The 16794-nt window shown below is 73.3% G+C and carries 14 protein-coding genes; 3 read left to right on the plus strand and 11 right to left on the minus strand.

Annotated features, from left to right (window positions below; translation table 11 throughout):
* Positions 1-193: 193 nt before the first annotated feature.
* Positions 194-1390 carry an N-acetylglucosamine-6-phosphate deacetylase gene (gene nagA, locus AB0A74_RS30700; protein WP_358254894.1) on the minus strand — a complete coding sequence of 399 codons (1197 nt, stop codon included), beginning with the start codon at positions 1388-1390 and terminating at the stop codon, positions 194-196.
* A gap of 185 nt (positions 1391-1575) precedes the next feature.
* On the opposite strand from nagA, the gene AB0A74_RS30705 reads away from it, so the two are divergent.
* Positions 1576-2250, plus strand: a complete 675-nt coding sequence (locus AB0A74_RS30705; RefSeq protein WP_358254896.1) for a FadR/GntR family transcriptional regulator — start codon at positions 1576-1578, stop codon at positions 2248-2250.
* A 9-nt stretch (positions 2251-2259) separates the two neighbouring features.
* On the opposite strand, the gene AB0A74_RS30710 is transcribed toward AB0A74_RS30705, so the two are convergent.
* The 9 genes from AB0A74_RS30710 to AB0A74_RS30750 form a co-directional block, all read right to left on the minus strand.
* Positions 2260-3342 (minus strand): serine hydrolase domain-containing protein, encoded by a 1083-nt coding sequence (locus AB0A74_RS30710; RefSeq protein WP_358254898.1) that lies wholly within the window; start codon positions 3340-3342, stop codon positions 2260-2262.
* Between the two features lie 70 nt (positions 3343-3412).
* Positions 3413-4252: an amidohydrolase family protein gene (locus AB0A74_RS30715; RefSeq protein ID WP_358254900.1), complete on the minus strand. Its 840-nt coding sequence runs from the start codon at positions 4250-4252 to the stop codon at positions 3413-3415.
* Positions 4249-5184 (minus strand): aldo/keto reductase, encoded by a 936-nt coding sequence (locus tag AB0A74_RS30720; protein WP_358254902.1) that lies wholly within the window; start codon positions 5182-5184, stop codon positions 4249-4251. Before AB0A74_RS30720 ends, AB0A74_RS30715 begins: the two co-directional genes overlap by 4 nt.
* A 10-nt stretch (positions 5185-5194) precedes the next feature.
* Positions 5195-6205 carry an ABC transporter permease gene (locus AB0A74_RS30725; RefSeq protein ID WP_358254904.1) on the minus strand — a complete coding sequence of 337 codons (1011 nt, stop codon included), beginning with the start codon at positions 6203-6205 and terminating at the stop codon, positions 5195-5197.
* On the minus strand, positions 6202-7656 hold the full coding sequence (locus AB0A74_RS30730) for a sugar ABC transporter ATP-binding protein (RefSeq protein WP_358254906.1): 1455 nt from the start codon (positions 7654-7656) through the stop codon (positions 6202-6204). The genes AB0A74_RS30725 and AB0A74_RS30730 overlap by 4 nt, the downstream gene beginning before the upstream one ends.
* Positions 7653-8687 carry a sugar ABC transporter substrate-binding protein gene (locus AB0A74_RS30735; RefSeq protein ID WP_358254908.1) on the minus strand — a complete coding sequence of 345 codons (1035 nt, stop codon included), beginning with the start codon at positions 8685-8687 and terminating at the stop codon, positions 7653-7655. Before AB0A74_RS30735 ends, AB0A74_RS30730 begins: the two co-directional genes overlap by 4 nt.
* Positions 8688-8716: 29 nt before the next feature.
* Complete coding sequence (locus AB0A74_RS30740; protein ID WP_358254910.1) at positions 8717-9466, minus strand: SDR family oxidoreductase; 750 nt, start codon at positions 9464-9466, stop codon at positions 8717-8719.
* A complete protein-coding gene (locus AB0A74_RS30745) occupies positions 9463-10761 on the minus strand; it encodes an enolase C-terminal domain-like protein (protein ID WP_358254912.1) in 1299 nt (432 codons plus the stop codon). Before AB0A74_RS30745 ends, AB0A74_RS30740 begins: the two co-directional genes overlap by 4 nt.
* The gene (locus tag AB0A74_RS30750) at positions 10761-11615 is read right to left on the minus strand and encodes a fumarylacetoacetate hydrolase family protein (protein ID WP_358254914.1); all 855 of its coding nucleotides are present in this window, start codon (positions 11613-11615) and stop codon (positions 10761-10763) included. Before AB0A74_RS30750 ends, AB0A74_RS30745 begins: the two co-directional genes overlap by 1 nt.
* 154 nt (positions 11616-11769) lie before the next feature.
* On the opposite strand from AB0A74_RS30750, the gene AB0A74_RS30755 reads away from it, so the two are divergent.
* Positions 11770-15042, plus strand: coding sequence for a S8 family serine peptidase (locus tag AB0A74_RS30755; protein ID WP_358254916.1), 3273 nt, complete (start codon positions 11770-11772; stop codon positions 15040-15042).
* 76 nt (positions 15043-15118) lie between these two features.
* Positions 15119-16057 carry a BadF/BadG/BcrA/BcrD ATPase family protein gene (locus AB0A74_RS30760; protein WP_358254918.1) on the plus strand — a complete coding sequence of 313 codons (939 nt, stop codon included), beginning with the start codon at positions 15119-15121 and terminating at the stop codon, positions 16055-16057.
* 6 nt (positions 16058-16063) lie between these two features.
* On the opposite strand, the gene AB0A74_RS30765 is transcribed toward AB0A74_RS30760, so the two are convergent.
* Complete coding sequence (locus AB0A74_RS30765; RefSeq protein ID WP_358254920.1) at positions 16064-16711, minus strand: DUF3159 domain-containing protein; 648 nt, start codon at positions 16709-16711, stop codon at positions 16064-16066.
* Between the last annotated feature and the right edge of the window lie 83 nt (positions 16712-16794).

Consider the following 16794-nt stretch of genomic DNA (forward strand, 5'->3'; position numbering starts at 1 on the left):
TCTTGTTTGCAACCGGTAAAGCGTGGTTGCAAACAAGACCCAAGCGCGGTTGGGCTGCGCCCAGGCCGTACGGGGAACGAACCGAGGCCCTTCCTGTGGCTGATAGCCAATTGAAGAGCGCGCGCCTTCGGCGCGTGGAAGAGCTCGGCCCGCACCCCCTCCCCGAGGGTGCGGGCCGGGGCTGCTTGTCGGGTTACTGGCCGGCGGCGGCCAGTTCGGTGGCCACGGGGGCGGTGTCGGTTGTCGCGTCGAAGACGACCTCGCCGTCCACCCACACCTTGCGTGGCTTGAGGTCGTCGTCCCACCACACCAGGTCGGCTACCGCGCCCGGGGCCAGGCGGCCCAGGGTGGGTTCGCCGATGACGTCCGCCGGGACGATCGTGGCCGACGCCAGCGCGTCCGCCAGGTCCACGCCCACCGACACGATGTTGCGGACGGCCCGGTCCAGGGTCAGCGCGCTGCCGGCGATGGTGCCCTCCGGCGAGCGCGGCACGCCGTCTTCGGTCAGGACCACGTCCGCGCCGCCGAGCTGGTAGCGGCCCGGGGGCATGCCGGCCGCCGCGACCGCGTCGGTCACCAGGGCGACCCGCGGGCCGGCGGCGTTGAAGACCAGCCGGCACACGTCCGGGCCCACGTGGGCCAGGTCGGCGATCAGGCCCAGCGTGAAGCGGTCGTCCACCAGGGCCACGCCCGGCACGCCGGGTTCGCGGTGGCCGAGCGGGCGTTGGGCGTTGAACAGGTGCGTCACCATGCGCGCGCCCGCCGCGGCCGCCGCGCGGGTCTGCTCGCCGGTGGCGTCGCTGTGGCCGACGGCGACCAGGACGCCCGCCTCGGACAGCCGCCGCACGGCCTCCAGGCCGCCGGGCTGCTCCGGCGCGAGGGTCACCATGCGCAGGTGTCCGCGCAGGTCCTCGGCCAGCAGCAGGTCGATCTCGCCCGGTCCCGGCTCCACCATCAGCGCCGGGTCGTGCACGCCCGCGCGCTTGGGTGACAGGAACGGCCCCTCCAGGTGCACGCCGAGCGGCACCGCGCCGGCTCCCGGGGGCAGCGTGGCCGACGCCGCCACCACGGCGCGTGCCTGGCGCAACGCCTCGGCCACCGGGGCCGTGATCAGCGTGGGCACGAAGCGGGTCACGCCGGTCTGCGGGAAGGCCGCGGCGACGAGGCGCATGCCCTCGGCGTCGACCTCGGCGAAGTCGACGCCGACCGCCCCGTTGACCTGCACGTCCACCAGGCCCGGGGTGAGCAGCCCGTCGGCCAGCACCTCGGCGTCGGCGGGCGGTTCGCCCGTGACGACCTCGACCACCCGTCCCGCCCTGATGCGCACGCTGGCGGGACCGGTGATGGTGCGACCGAGCAGTGCTCGCGGAGCTGCGACAACCGTGTCCAAGGTCCCTCCTCAAATGGTCCAGACCATTATGGCCGGAAGCGGTGGGCGGCGTCACGTGTGGTTAGAAGATAACCGAATATACGTCCTAAAAGTTACTAAGTCTCGTGAAGCGGGTCCGCAAGCCGGTCCGTCACCCGTTGGCTCATACTTGGGGCCAGACATCCGAGGTCTACGGAGGTTCCGGCGTGGCGGTCACCGACGACGCGATCCTGCGCGTGAAGGAAATGATCACGTCCGGTGAGCTCAAGCCGGGCGACCGACTGCCGCGCGAGGCGGACCTCGCCGAGCGCCTGGGTCTGTCCCGGAACTCCCTGCGCGAGGCCGTGAAGGCGTTGTCCCTGGTCAGGGTCCTGGACGTGCGGCAGGGCGACGGGACGTACGTCTCCAGCCTGCGCGCGGACGACCTGCTCGGCGCGCTCTCGTTCGTCCTGGACCTGCACCGCGGCGAGGACTCGGTGCTGGAGGTGCTGCAAGTCCGGCGCATCCTCGAACCGGCCGCCGCCGCGATGGCCGCCCAACGGGTCGGACCGGAGGAGATCGCCTCCCTGCGCACGCTGTGCGACGCCGCCGAGCACGCGCGGTCGGTGGAGGAGCTGGTGGAGCACGACCTGGAGTTCCACCGGGCCATCGCCCAGTGCTCGGGCAACGCCTACCTGGCCCAACTGCTGGACACCCTGGCCGGGCCGACGGTGCGGGTGCGCATCTGGCGGGGCATCACGCAGGCCGGCGCGGTGGACCGCACAGTGGCGGAACACCGCGCCATCGTCGACGCCCTGGCGGCGCACCAGACCGAACTGGCCCGTTCGTGGTCCACGGTCCACGTGGCCGGTGTCGAGCAGTGGCTGTCCGACCTGGCCTGAGCGTCCCGGTCAGCCGAACGCGGCCCCGATGATCCGCAACGCGGTCGGGGACAGTTCGCCGCCCATGCGGAGGGTGTTGACCGAGTAGACCAGGGTGCGCGACCCGTCGAGGGTCCCGGCGACGCCGTTGTTGTAACCCGGTCGGTCACCGGTCTTGCCCCACACCACGCGGCCGTTGCCCAGGTCGATGCGGGTGATGCCGAGCGCGTGCGACGCGCCTTCGACCGGCACGGTCATCAGCTCGGCGCGGGCGCGGTCGGTCAGGAACGGGCCGCGCAGGAGGGCGTTGAGCACACGGTCCAGGTCGCGGGCGCTGGAGATGATCTCCGCCGCCGCCCACTGGAGGGTCGGGTTGACCTCGGTGACGTCCACGTACCCGTCCGCCGTCGCCTCGTAGCCGCGCGCGTGGACACCGCGGATCCGGGGGTCGGCGCCGGGCAGGTACGTGTCGTGCAGGCGCAACGGCCGCAGGACCAGCTCGCGGACCGCGTCCCCGTACGGGCGGCCGGTCGCCGCCTCGATCACGAGACCCGCCACCAGGTAGCCCATGTTCCCGTACTCCTGGCGCTCACCGGGCGCGAACCGCGGTCCCTCCGCCGCGCCCATGCGCACCAGCGCGACCGGGTCGAACGTGTCGTACCGGTGCTCGAAGAACCACGCCGGGTCCTTGTGCGGCAGCCCGTGGCCGGCGATGCCGTGCGTGTGGTTGAGCAGCTGCCGCACGGTGATCGGGTGCTTGAACGTGTCCGGCAACAGGCCCGGCAGGTAGTGCTGCACGGTCTGGTCCAGGTCGAGCGCCCCGCGCTCCTGGAGCTGGAGCGCCGCCGCCGCGGTGAACAGCTTGGTGATGCTGCCGACCCGGAACCGGCCGTCCGGGTGGACCGGCGCGGACGTGCCGATCCGCGCAACCCCGCCGCTGCCCCGCCACGACCCGGCCGAGCCCGACACCCGGACGAGCGCGCCGGAGGCGTCCGGACCGGGGCGCACGGCGGCGGCGAGCGCTTCGGGGTTGGGCGGCGGCACGGTCGCCGCCTGGGCCGGCACGGCGGTGAAAGCCAGTGCCGCCAGGGGGATCAGCAGGAGTTTTCGCATGGGGGAAGCCTGCCGCCGGGCCCGACCATGATCCATCCGGGAAGCCCCCGGTACCGCGGTGGGGATGTCCCTAGGCCAACCCGTAGACCGCGGTGGCGGTGGCGGTGAAGAGGTGGTCGCGTTCCGCCGGGCTCAGTTGCGCCGCCAGGTCCCGCGCCGCGTCCAGCACCTCGGCGTACGACGCCGCCAGCAGGCACACGGGCCAGTCGGAGCCGAACATCAGGCGCTCCGGACCGAAGGCGTCCAGGACGACCTCGAACCACGGCCGCAGGTCGGCGACCGTCCACGTCCGCCAGACCGCCTCGGTGACCAGCCCGGACACCTTGCACGTCACGTTCTCGTGGGCCGCGAGCGACCGGATGCCCTCCGCCCACCCGCCGAACGACCCGCCACCGGCGACGGGTGGCTTGGCGCAGTGGTCCAGCACGAACCCCAGGTCGGGCAGGGCCGCCGCCGTCCGCCGGGCCGCGGGGAGCTGGTGCGGCCGGATCAGCAGGTCGTGCACCAGGCCGCGCCGGCCCAGCTCGGTCAGGCCGCGACGCACGTCCGCCCGGCACAGCCACTCCGGGTCCGGCTCGTCCTGGACCTGGTGCCGGACACCGCGCAGCCACCCGCCGCCGACCCCGCCCGCCAGCGCGTCCAGCTCGTCCCCGACGGCCGGGGAGGTCAGGTCGGTCCACCCGACGACCGCGCCGACGACCTCGTGCTCCTCGGCCAACGCCAGGAGCTCGGGCGTCTCCTCCGCCACGGGCACCGTCTGCACCAGCACGGTCCGCGTCACCTCGGGAGCGACCGCCGCCAGGTCCGCCACCCCGAACGACCGCCGGATCGCGCCCATCGGCGGGTCGGTGATCCAGTCCTGGTCGCGCACGGACAGGTCCCACACGTGGTGGTGGGCGTCCACGATCACAGCAGGCCCTCCGAGCGCAGGTCGTCCCACAGGTCGTCCGGGACCGGCGCGTGCGCCGCGTTGGCCCGCACCTCCTCCGCCGACCGCGCCCCCACCAGCACCGACACGACCGCCGGGTGCCGGAACGGGAACGCCAGCGCCGCCCGCGGCAGGGTCACGCCGTGCCGCGCGCACACCCCGGCGATCCGCCGGGCCCGCCGGACCAGCTCGTCCGGCGCGGTCGCGTAGTCGTAGGTCGCGTCGTCGGGGACCTCCGGCCGGGCCAGCACCCCGGAGTTGAACACGCCCGCCGCGACCACCGCGACACCGCGCTCCACGCACAGGTCCAGGAAACCCGCCGACGACTGGTCCAGCAGCGTGTACCGCCCGGCCAGCAGCACCACGTCCACCCCGGTCTCCCGGACGAACCACTCGGCCGTCTCCCAGTGGTTCAGCCCGACCCCGACCGCGCGCACGACGCCCTGGTCGCGCAGCGCCGCCAGCGCCGGGAACGCCTCCCGCGCCGCCTGCTCGGTGAACTCGGGCCGCAGGTCCACGTCGTGCAGCAGCACGACATCGACCCGTTCCAGCCCCATCCGGTCCACAGAGGACTCCAGCGAGCGCCGCACGCCGTCGGCGCTGAAGTCCCACACCCGGCGGTGGGTCGCGGGCACGGCGAACCCGTTGGCCAGGTCGTCCCCGCCGCCCTCGACGGGTTCCAGCAGCCGCCCGACCTTGGTGGACACCACGTACTCGTCACGCGGCCGCACGGCCAGCGCCGCGCCCAGCCGCCGTTCCGACAGGCCCAACCCGTAGTGCGGGGCGGTGTCGAAGAAGCGGATGCCGGTCTCCCAGGCCGCGTCCACGGCCGCGAGGGCGTCCTCCGGGGACACCTCCGAGTACAGGTTGCCGATCGGCGCGGCGCCGAATCCGAAGCGGGACAACGAGATCACGGCAGCTCCGTCACTCCTGCACCTTGCCGGTGGCGAACCGGGTCACGACCAGCGCGAGGATGATCACCGCGCCGTAGGAGGCGTTGATGTAGAACCCGCTGACGCTGAGCAGCCGCAGGATGTTCTCCACCAACCCGAGCATCAGCACGCCGGACAACGCGCCGAACAGCGTGCCCCGGCCGCCCTGCAACGAGATCCCGCCGATCACGGCCGCCGCGAACACCTTGAAGATCATGCCGGACCCCTGCGTCACCGCCACCGTGCCCAGCCTCCCGGTCATCAGGATGCCCGCCACCGCCGCCAGCAAACCGCCGATGACCAGCACGGCCCACACCACCCGGTCCACCCGGATGCCCGCGGCCCGCGCGGCCTCCCTGTTGCCGCCCACCGCGTACAGCGACCGCCCCTGCCGCAGGTAGGTCAACGCGAAGATCCCGGCGGCGAACAGCAGGACGCACACCCACACCGCCGCCGGCAGCCCGAGCCACGTCGTCGCGCCCAGGTACAGGAACGACTCCGGCACGTCGAACAGGGTCTGCCCCTTGGTCAGCGCCTCCTGCAACCCGCGCAGCATGGTGAGCATCCCGAGCGTGACCATGAACCCGGACAGCCCCAGCTTGAGGACCAGGAACCCGTTGAGCCCGCCGACCGCCGCGCCCACCAGCAAGCACACCGGGATCGCCGTCCACGCGGGCAGCTCGACGCCCAGGCCGTTGGACGCCGCCGGGATGACCAGGGCGATCGCCAGCGCCGGCGCGATGCCGATGGTGGATTCCAGGGACAGGTCCATCTTGCCCGCGATGAGGATCAACGCCTGCCCGAGCACCAGCAACGACAGCTCGCTCTGCTGCTGGAGCACCGCCACCAGGTTGCCCGTGGTCGCGAAGACCGGGCTGACCAGCGCCCCGACCACGAACAGGACGACGATCGCGGGCACCAGCGCCAGGTCCTGGTAGCGGCCCAGGCGGAACTTCGGCGGGTCGGCCGCGGTGCTCGACGGCCGGGTGAGTGCTCCCGTCATGACATCCCTTCGATCGCCGCGATCAGCTCGCCGTCGCGCCAGCCCCGGTCGAACCCCGCCACCACGCGGCCGTGGAACAGCACCAGGACCCGGTCGCACACGCGGAGGTCGTCCAGCTCGTCGGACACCACCACCGCCGCCCGGCCCGCGCGGGCCTGCGCGTCCACCACGCCCAGCAAGGCCTCCTTGGACTTCACGTCCACGCCCGCGGTCGGGTTGATCAGCACCAGCACCGCCGGGTCGGCGGCCAGCGCCCGCGCCATGACGACCTTCTGCTGGTTGCCGCCGGACAGGTCGGACACCGGCTGGTCCGGCCCGGCCGCCTTGATGGCGTACTCCGCGATCGCCGCCCGGCCCGCCGAACGCAGCGCCGAGCGCCGCACGAACGACGACAGCACGGTCATCGACGCGTTCTCCGCGATGCCGAGGTCCGCCACCAGGCCCTGGTGGTGGCGGTCGCGGGGCACGCAGCCGATGCCCGCGCGCAGGGCCGCCGGCACGTCACCGCCGCGGACCCGCGCGCCCCCGACCGACACCGAACCGGCCGAGGGCGAGCGCAGCCCGTACACGGTCTCGGCCAGCTCGTGCTTGCCGCTGGACGCGCTGCCCGCCAGCCCGACGACCTCGCCCGCCGCCACGGTCAGCGAGACGTCGGTGAAGGCGTCGCCGGACAGCCCGGCGAGCTCCAGCACCGGTTCCGCCGACCGGGTCCGGTCCGCCCCGTCGGGGACGTCGAGCCCGCCCGCCTCGCCGGTCATGGCCTCGATCAGCTCCGCCTTGGCCAGCCCGGCCACCGGCGCGGTGAGGACGTGCCGGGCGTCGCGGTACACCGTGACCGTCCGGCACACCTCGTAGATCTCCTGGAGGTGGTGCGAGATGAACAGGAACGACACGCCGGCCGCGCGCAGCGCCCGCATCCGGTCGAACAGCCGCTCGATCGCCGGGCCGTCCAGCTGCGCGGTCGGTTCGTCGAGGACGATGAACCGCGCGCCGGTGGACAGCGCCCGCGCGATCTCCACCAGTTGCCGCTGCTCCACGGTCAGGTCGGCGACCCGGGCGTCCGGGTGCACCGCCACGTCGTACTGCTCCAGCAGGTCGGCGGCCCGGCGGCGCAGCGCCTTCCAGCGGACCAGCCGGCCCTGCCGGTTGAGGAACAGGTTCTCGGCCACGGACAGCTCGGGCACGGCGGTGGACTTCTGGTAGACGCACGCGACCCTCTCCCGCCACGCCGCGCGGTCGGCGACGCCCGGCGCGGCCACGCCGGAGAACCGCACCGACCCGGCGTCCGGGGCGCGCATCCCGGTCAGCACCGACACCAGCGTGGACTTGCCCGCGCCGTTGCGGCCGACCAGGGCGTGCGTGTCGCCCTCCGCGACGGAGATGTGCACGTCGTCCAAGGCCACCGTGCGGCCGAACCGCACGGTCACCCCGGTCGCCTCGACGGCGTTCACTTGCCGATCTGGTTGCCCCAGAAGGCCTTGTCGTCCACGTTGTCCTTGGTGATCAGCGGTGCGGGCAACTGGTCTTCGAGCCGGCCACCACCGACGTCCACGATCTCGCTGCCGTGGTCGGTCTTGCCGGGCTTGAACGTCTTGCCCTCGATCGCGGCCTTGGCGTAGAACAGCGCCCACTCCGCGTACAGGTCCGCCGGCTGCGACACGGTCGCGTCGATCTCGCCCTTGCGGATGGCTTCCAGCTCCTGCGGGATGCCGTCGTTGGACACGATGAACACGTGCTTCGGGTCGGTCGGCGGGACCAGCATGTTCTTCTGCCGCAGCACTTGCAGCGTCGGCGCGAGGAACACGCCGCCGGCCTGCATGTAGATGCCGTTGATGTCCGGGTGCTGGTTCAGGCGGGTCTGGAGGGCCGCGGACGCCTTGGTGCCCTCCCAGTCCGTCGGCTCCTCGAACACGGTGATGCCGGGGAAGTTCGCCTTCATGCACTGGGCGAACGCCTCGGACCGGTCGCGGCCGTTGACCGAGGACAGCGAGCCCTGGAACTCGACGACCTTGCCCTTGCCGCCCAGCTTCTCGCCGAGGAACCGGCACGCCTTCTCGCCGTAGGCCTTGTTGTCCGCCCGCACGACCATGTACGCCTTGCCCCGGTCGGGGCGGGTGTCCACGGTGACGACCGGGATCCCGGCCTTCTCCAGCCGGTCCAGGGTGGAGGCGATGGCCCCGGTGTCCTGCGGCGCCATCACGATCGCCTTGGCGCCCTGGCTCTGCAACGACTGCGCGTTGGCGACCAGGTTCTCCACCTTGTTCTGGGAGTTGGTCGGGGCCATCAGGTCGATGCCCAGCGCCTTCGCCTTCTCCGGCGTGTACTTGATGTAGGAGTTCCAGAAGTCGGAGTCGGCCCGCGGGTGGTCCACGCCGATCGGCCCGACGCCGGAGGCGGTGCCGCCGGTGGTGGCCGCGGTGCCGCAGGCCGCGGTGGTGAGCGCGAGGCACACCGCTGCGACGAGGATGCTGCGACGCTTCATCGTTCCCTCGATCTCAGGGGGGTGGTTTCCTAGGACTTCGGGCGCAACCGCAGCCCGTGCATGCCACCGTCGACGGCGAGGACGGTGCCCGCGGTCGAACCGGACAGCGGGCTCGCCAGGTAGGCGATCGCGCCCGCGACCTCGTCGGCCGAGACCAGGCGCCCGTGCGGCTGCCTGGCCTCCAGCGCGGCCCGCTCGGCGTCGGGGTCGGGCGCCGAGTCGAGCAGGCGGCCCACCCAGGGGGTGTCCGCCGTGCCGGGGGCCACCGCGTTGACGCGGACGGCCTCCCGCACGTGGTCCGCGGCCATCGCCAGGGTCAGCGCGTGCACCGCGCCCTTGGTGGCCGAGTAGAGCGCCCGCTGCGGCAGGCCGGCCCACGCGGCGATCGAGCCGGTGTTGACCACCGCCGCCGCGGGCGAGCGGCGCAGGTGCGGGAGGGCGGCGCGGGTGACCCGCACGATCCCGCCCACGTTGACCTCCCACACCCGCCGCCACTCGTCGTCGGGGTTGGCGGCGACGTCCCCCTGCGCGCCGATCCCCGCGTTGTTGACCACGACGTCCAGCCGCCCGAACCGGTCGACCACCGCCGCGACGGCCGCGCGCACGCTGTCGTCGTCGGACACGTCGGTCCGCAGGCCCACCAGCGGCTCGGGTACCCGCGGGTCCAGGTCCAGGCACGCCACCTGCGCGCCCCGGGAGGACAGCAGCCCGGCGGTGGCCAGGCCGATGCCCGACGCGCCGCCGGTGACGATCGCGACCAGCCCGGCGAAGTCGTTCACGACGCCTCCGTCCACACCGGACCGTCGGGGTAGCGGTAGGCGGCCAGGGTGTCGTCCTTGAGCCGCGCGGAGAACCCGGGCTCGGTGGGGGCGAGGTACCGGCCGCGGCGCACCACGGCGGGGTCGGTGAAGTGCTCGTGCAGGTGGTCCACCCACTCGACGACCCGGTCCTCCAGCGACCCGGACACCGCGACGTAGTCGAACAGGGACAGGTGCCGGACCAGCTCGCACAGCCCGACGCCGCCCGCGTGCGGGCACACCGGGACGCCGAACTTGCGCGCCAGCAACAGGATCGCGACGTTCTCGTTGACCCCGCCGACCCGGCACGCGTCGAGCTGCACCACGTCCACCGCGCGGGCTTGGAGCAGCTGCTTGAAGATCACCCGGTTCTGCACGTGCTCGCCGGTCGCCACCTTGATCGGCCCGAGCGCGGCGGCGATGGCCCGGTGCGCCAGGACGTCGTCCGGCGAGGTCGGCTCCTCGATCCAGTACGGGCCGAAGGGGGCCAGCTCGCGCATCCACCGCACGGCGGTGCCGACGTCCCAGCGCTGGTTGGCGTCCACGGCGATGCGCACGTCCGGCCCGACCACCTCGCGGGCGAGCTTCATCCGCCGCACGTCGTCGTCCAGGTCGCCGCCGACCTTGAGCTTGATCATGTCGAACCCGTCGGCGACGGCCTGGCGGGACAGGGCGGCGAGCTTGTCGTCGGAGTAGCCGAGCCAGCCCGGCGAGGTCGTGTAGGCCGGGTAGCCGGCGTCCTGGATGAACGCCGCCCGCCCGGCGCGGCCCGGTTCGGCGGCGCGCAGGATCTCCAGCGCCTCCGCCGGGGTGAGCGCGTCGGACAGGTACCGGAAGTCGACCAGGCCGACGACCTCCTCCGGCGTCAACGCCGACAGGAACCGCCACAGCGGCACGCCCGCGCGCCGCGCCGCCAGGTCCCACGCGGCGTTGACCACCGCGCCCAGCGCCATGTGCGCGACGCCCTTCTCCGGGCCGAGCCAGCGCAGCTGCGAGTCGCCGACCAGCTCGAAGTACAGCGCTCCGAGGTCCGCCGCGGTCTCGGGGACGGCCCGGCCGACCAGGTGGGGCGCCAGCGACCGGATCGCCGCGGCCTGCACGTCGTTGCCCCGCCCGATGGTGAACGCCAGGCCGTACCCGTCCGGGCCCTCGTCGGTGCGCAGCACCACGTAGGCGGCGGAGTAGTCGGGGTCGGGGTTCATCGCGTCGGAGCCGTCCAGCTCCCGCGAGGTGGGGAACCGGATGTCGTGGACGTCCAGGGCGACGACGCGGGCCATCACGCCTGCCCGAACGTCTGGCGCTGCGTGCCCAGCCCGTCGATGGACAGCTCGACCACGTCCCCGGCCCGCAGGTACGGCTTGGGCTCGGGCTGCCCGAGGGCGACGCCCGCGGGCGTGCCGGTGTTGACCAGGTCACCGGGTCGGAGGACGAGGAACCAGCTCAGGTAGCGGATCACCTCGGCCACCGGGAAGATCATGTGCTTGGTGGAGGAGTCCTGGCGCGTGGTGCCGTTGACCGACAGCCGCAGGGCCAGCGCCTGCGGGTCGGGGACGTCCGCGGCGGGGACCAGGAAGGGGCCCAGGGGGTTGAACGTCTCGCAGTTCTTGCCCTTGTCCCACTGCCCGCCGCGCTCGATCTGGAACTCCCGCTCGGACACGTCGTGCGACACGGTGTACCCGGCGACGCAGTCCAGCGCCTCCTCGGCGGTTTCCAGGTACCGGGCGGTGCGGCCGATGACGACGCCGAGCTCGACCTCCCAGTCCGTCTTGACCGAGTTGCGCGGCACCAGGACCTCGTCGTACGGGCCGACGATGGTGTCCGGGGTCTTGAGGAACACCACCGGTTCGGCCGGGATCGCCGCGCCGGTCTCCTCCGCGTGGTCGCGGTAGTTGAGGCCGATGCAGACGATCTTGCCGACGCCCGCGACGGGCGGTCCGACGCGCAGGCCGTCGGGGTCGAGCACGGGGAGCGTCCCGGCGGCCAGCGCGGCCCGTGCGCGGGCGATGCCGTCGGCGGCCAGGAACGGCCCGTCGACGTCGGCGGTCACCGGGCTCAGGTCGTACGTGGTCCCGTCCTCGGTCCGGACGGCGGGGCGTTCGGAGCCCGGCGCTCCGAGGCGCAGAAGCTGCACGGCTGGTCCTCCTCGACGGCACGAAATACATCGGATGTATATCCGGACAGAGACACTGCCGTCTAGAGCGTGACGCAGATTGCTCCGATGATTCGCCCGCTTGCCACCCTGCGCGACGATGTCCGCGCATTCCGTGTCCGACTGGAAGGTTCCGATGAGACACCACCTCGCGGTGTTGGCCTCGACCGCCGCACTGATCGCCTCGCTCGCCACCGCGGGCGTCGCCCACGCCGACGAGCCGCTCGCCGAACCGCTGTCGCCCGCGGCCGGGAAGACCGACCGGACCGGGTCCTCGGAACGCGTGGGCGCGGCCCTCGCGAAGGCGACCGGCACCGTCACGGCGTTCGTCGAGCTGACCGGGACGCCCGCCGCCGAGGCCTACGGCGCCGAGAAGCGGCGCGGCGGCGCGGACGCGCGGGCCGTCGACGCGGCCAAGCGGTCCCGGCAGCGCACCGACGACAAGGCCGCCCGCGTCGTGGACGCGTTGCGCGACAAGGACTCCGCCACCCGCGAGGTCGCCCGCACCGCCAACGCCGTGGCCGGCGTCGTGGTCAGCGCCGACGCCGCGAAGGTGCGCGAACTGGCCGCGTTGCCCGAGGTGCGGTCGCTGCGCCTGTCGGTGCCCAAGGTCGTGCAGAACGCCAGTTCCGTGCAGCTGACGAAGGCCGCGCAGGTGTGGCGGCAGACCGGCCGGTACGGCGAGGGCGTGCGGGTGGGCATCATCGACACCGGCATCGACTACACCCACGCCGACTTCGGCGGCCCCGGCACGCCCGAGGCGTACCGGGCCGTCGACCGGACCGCGCCGTGGACGCCGACCGCCAAGGTCGTCGGCGGCTACGACTTCGCGGGCGACGACTACGACGCCGGCGTGCCCGAGAAGGCCACGCCCACGCCCGACCCGAACCCGATGGACTGCCAGAGCCACGGCACGCACGTCGCGGGCACGGCCGGCGGGTTCGGCGAGAACGCCGACGGCTCGACGTTCACCGGCGACTACAGGACGTTGACCGACGAGCAGCTCGACGCCATGCGGATCGGCCCCGGCACCGCGCCCAAAGCGCTGCTGTACGCGCTCAAGGTGTTCGGCTGCGAGGGGTCCACCAGCCTCACCGCGCAGGCGCTGGACTGGGCGCTGGACCCCGACGGCGACGGCGACCCCGGCGACCACCTCGACGTGGTCAACATGTCCCTGGGCTCGGACTTCGGTGGCCAGGACGACCCGGACTCGCTGTTCGTGCGCAAGCTCGTCGAGCACGGCGTGCTGGTCGTGGCGTCGGCGGGCAACGGCGGCGACTTCTACGACGTCGGCGGCTCGCCCGCCAACACGCCGGAGGCGCTGGCCGTGGCCAACACGCGGGACGCGTTCGCGCTGCTGGACGGCGTGACCGCGGGCGGGACCGACCAGCCGGGCCAGTACAGCCAGAGCTACACCGGCTACGACGGCCTGGACCTGACCCGTCCGGTGGTCGCGGTCACGGCCGAGGGCAACGAGGACGGCTGCGACCCCATCGCCGAGGACCTCAAGGGCAAGTTCGTCTGGCTGGAGTGGGACGACAACGACACCACCCGCCGCTGCGGCTCGGCCGGGCGCACCACCAACGCCCAGGACGCCGGCGCGGACGGCGTGCTGCTGACGTCCACGCGGGACAACTTCCTGGCCGCCATCGCGGGCAACGCGGGCATCCCGGCGTTCCAGCTCACCGGCACGGCGACCGCGGCCGTCCGGCCCGCGCTGACCGCCGGCACGCTGGAGGTCCGGATGCGCGGCGCGTTGCGCAACTCGGTGCCGACCACGACGCCGAAGCTCGCCGACACCATCACGCCGTCGTCCTCGCGCGGGTCGCGCGGCGCGGTGGCCGCGAAGCCGGACGTGGCCGCGCCCGGCGACACGATCGTGTCCGCGAACGTCGGCACCGGGAACGGCGCGGTGAGCAAGGGCGGCACGTCGATGGCCGCGCCGCACGTCGCCGGGATCGGCGCGCTGGTGCGGGAGGCGCACCCGGACTGGACCGTCGAAGAGGTCAAGGCCGCCGTCGTGAACACCGCCGGCAACGACGTGAAGTCCGGTGACGACAACACCACCGGCCTGACCGAGGCCCCGATGCGGGTCGGCGCGGGCCGGGTGGACGCGGCGTCGGCGGTGGGCGTGGACCTGCTCGCGATGGTCGCCGACAACCCCGGTTCGGTGGGTGTCTCGTTCGGCCCGGTCGAGGTCGCGCGGTCGGTGTGGCGGACCAAGACGGTGAACATCGTCAACAAGGGCACCGAGCGGCGCACGGTCACCGCGACCTACCAGGAGGCCACGGCCGTCCCGGGCGTGGAGTACGAGGTCTGGCCGCGCTCGGTGTCGGTGGCGCCGGGCAAGACGGCCCAAGTGCGGGTGTCGCTGCGGGCGGAGCCCGAGCAGCTCCGCAAGGTCGCGGACCCGACGGTGGCCAAGCAGCAGGTCGGCGTGGCCCGGCAGTTCCTGGCCGAGGCGTCCGGGCGGCTGGTGCTGGCCTCCGGCGCGACGACGCTGCGGGTGCCGGTGTACGCCGCGCCCAAGCCGGCGGCGGACATCTCGGCGGGCGGGGTGAGCTTCCGCGGCGACGTGGCGTCCGTGCGGCTGCGGGGGCGGGAGCTGGCGCAGGGCGAGGGCGACCAGGCGTACCGGTCGCTGATCAGCGCGTTCGAGTTGCAGGGTTCGTCCGAGCGGCTGCCCGACTGCACCGACGAGGTGAAGACGGGGTGCGCGGTCAACGAGTCGGCCAAGGGCGGCGACCTGCGCTACGTCGGCGCGGCCTCCACCGCGCCGGTGGACAGGTCCGAAGGCGCGTTGCTGGCGTTCGGCATCGTGACGTGGGAGAACTGGGTCACGTTGGGGGCGGGCAACTCCCCCGAGATCCGGATCGACACCGACGGCGACGGGGCGCACGACTTCCGCGTGCACGCGGCGAAGCCGACCGACGCCAACGGCAACGTGACGGCGGACGTGTGGCTGGCGCGGACCGTGCGGGTGGCCGACGACGAGGTGGTCGACGAGCAGCCGCTGAACGCGCTGCACGGCGAGGTGGACACGAACCTGATGGACAGCAACGTGGTCGTGCTGCCGGTGGCGTTGAAGGCGCTGGGCATCGACCCGGCGGGGGCGTCGTTCCGGCTGTCGTACACGGCGGGCACGACCGGCCAGTACGTGGCGGCGGGCAGCGAGGAGGGTTTCGTGGACCGCATCGGCACGCCGATGTCGTTCGACCCGCTCAAGCCGGGCCTGTCCGTGCGGCAGGGGACGACGCCGGCGCTGTCGTTCGTGGCCCGATCCGGCGCGCGGCTGGAGGTGCACCGTGACGCCGCGGCTCTGGCGGCGGACGGCGCCGAGAACCTCTTGCTCCTGCACCACCACAACACCACGGAGGAACGGGCCCAGGTCGTGAAGATGCGCGGCTGATCACTTGCCGCTACGGCCCGGCACAACCCGTCTGGGTGGTGCCGGGCCGTCGGTGCGTTCGACCATACTCGGGCGAATGGGCTTCGTGGTCGGCTTGGACGCGGGCGGCACCTCGACGAGAGCGCTGGTGCTGGACCTGGACGGCACCCGCCTGGGCGCGGGTGTGGCGGGTGGCGCCAACCCCAATTCCCACCCGCCGGAGCTGGCGGCGGCGCACATCGCGCAGGCCTTGGTCGCGGCGCTGGACGGGTTGGACGCGGCGAAGGTCCAGTCCGGGGTGCTCGGGATGGCGGGGTCGAGCAAGGTGCTCAGCGACCCGTCGGTGACGGCCCTGTTCGAGGCCGCGTGGACCGGTGCGGGGCTGCGCTGCCCGATGCGCGTGATCACCGACTGCGAGGCGGCCTTCGCCACCGGTTCGTCGGCGCCGAACGGCACGGTCCTGGTGGCCGGGACGGGTTCGATCGCGGCGCGCATCACCGACCACCGCCTGGCCGGGACCGTCGGCGGCTACGGCTGGCTGCTGGGCGACGAGGGTTCGGCGTTCTGGCTGGGCCGGGAGGCGGTCCGGGCGACGTTGCGCGCCCTGGAGTCCGACGCTCCGCTGGACCCGCTGGCCGAGGCCGTGCTGACCATGGCGGACTTGCGCGTGACCGACTCAAGACGAGACGTGTGGCGGCGCTTGATCACCAGGTCGAACCAGAACCCGCCCATCCACCTGTCCCACTACGCCCCTCTGGTGACGGCGCACTTCGAGGCGCCGTCGGCGAACCGGATCATCTCCGACGCGGTGGACGCGCTGGCGACCCTGGCGATGTCGTGCCGCGAGGAGGGCGAGGACACGCCGATCGTCCTGGTGGGCAGCCTGATCCACGCCCACCCGCTGGGCGCCCGCCTGCGGGCCGAACTGACGGCCCGCACGCGCGCGACGGTCCGCATCGCGACCGAGGGCGCGGCCGGCGCGGCCTGGCTGGCGGCGGTGGAGGTCCTGGGCGCCGCCGCCCCGCGCCCCTGCTGACGCCGGTCAGGCGGCTTCCCCGGGAACCCGCGGGTGCCGCAGCCCGGGGTGGTCCTTCGGGAGGGTGCGGCGCAGGAGCCACCAGCTCACCGCGATGCACACCGCCTGCAACGGCCAGGTCAGCGCCGCCCGCATGAACCCCAGCACGACGACCTGCCCGGCCAACCACAACGCCCCGAACACGACCACCCGCAGCACGTACTGGCCCACCCACGGCCACGACGCCACCCGGTACGCCCGCACCAGGTCCGGGTCGCGCCGCCACCGGAACCTCTGCCCCGTCACCAGCCCGACCACGACCCCCAGCAACGGCCACCGCACCACGATGCTCGCCGCCCACACCAGCGCGCTGGCCGCGTTCAAGAAGATCTGGAGCAGGAAGAAGTCCTCCGCTCGCCCCGTCTGCAAGGCGATGTACGCCGCCAGCACCACGAGCGCCACCGACACGACCACCGCCCGCGGTCGGTCGCCGCGCGCCACGCGGACCACCGCGATGAGCACCCCGCACAGCACGGCCGCCAGCGCCCCGACCTCGACGGACCGCCCCGCCAGCACCCACCCCAGGGCGAACGCCAGCGGCGGCAGGGAGGCGTCCACGGCGCCGCCCCGGCCGCCCAGCAACTGGCCCAGGGTCTCCTGACGGGTGTCGGTCATGCCTCCAGGGTGCCTTAGGGCAGCCTTACCCAGGTAACGGACCCGCATCGGAGCATTGACCCCGCATGACGCGCGTCACTACC

It is taken from the genome of Saccharothrix sp. NPDC042600 (assembly GCF_040647305.1).
Taxonomy (GTDB): Bacteria; Actinomycetota; Actinomycetes; order Mycobacteriales; family Pseudonocardiaceae; genus Actinosynnema; species Actinosynnema mutabilis.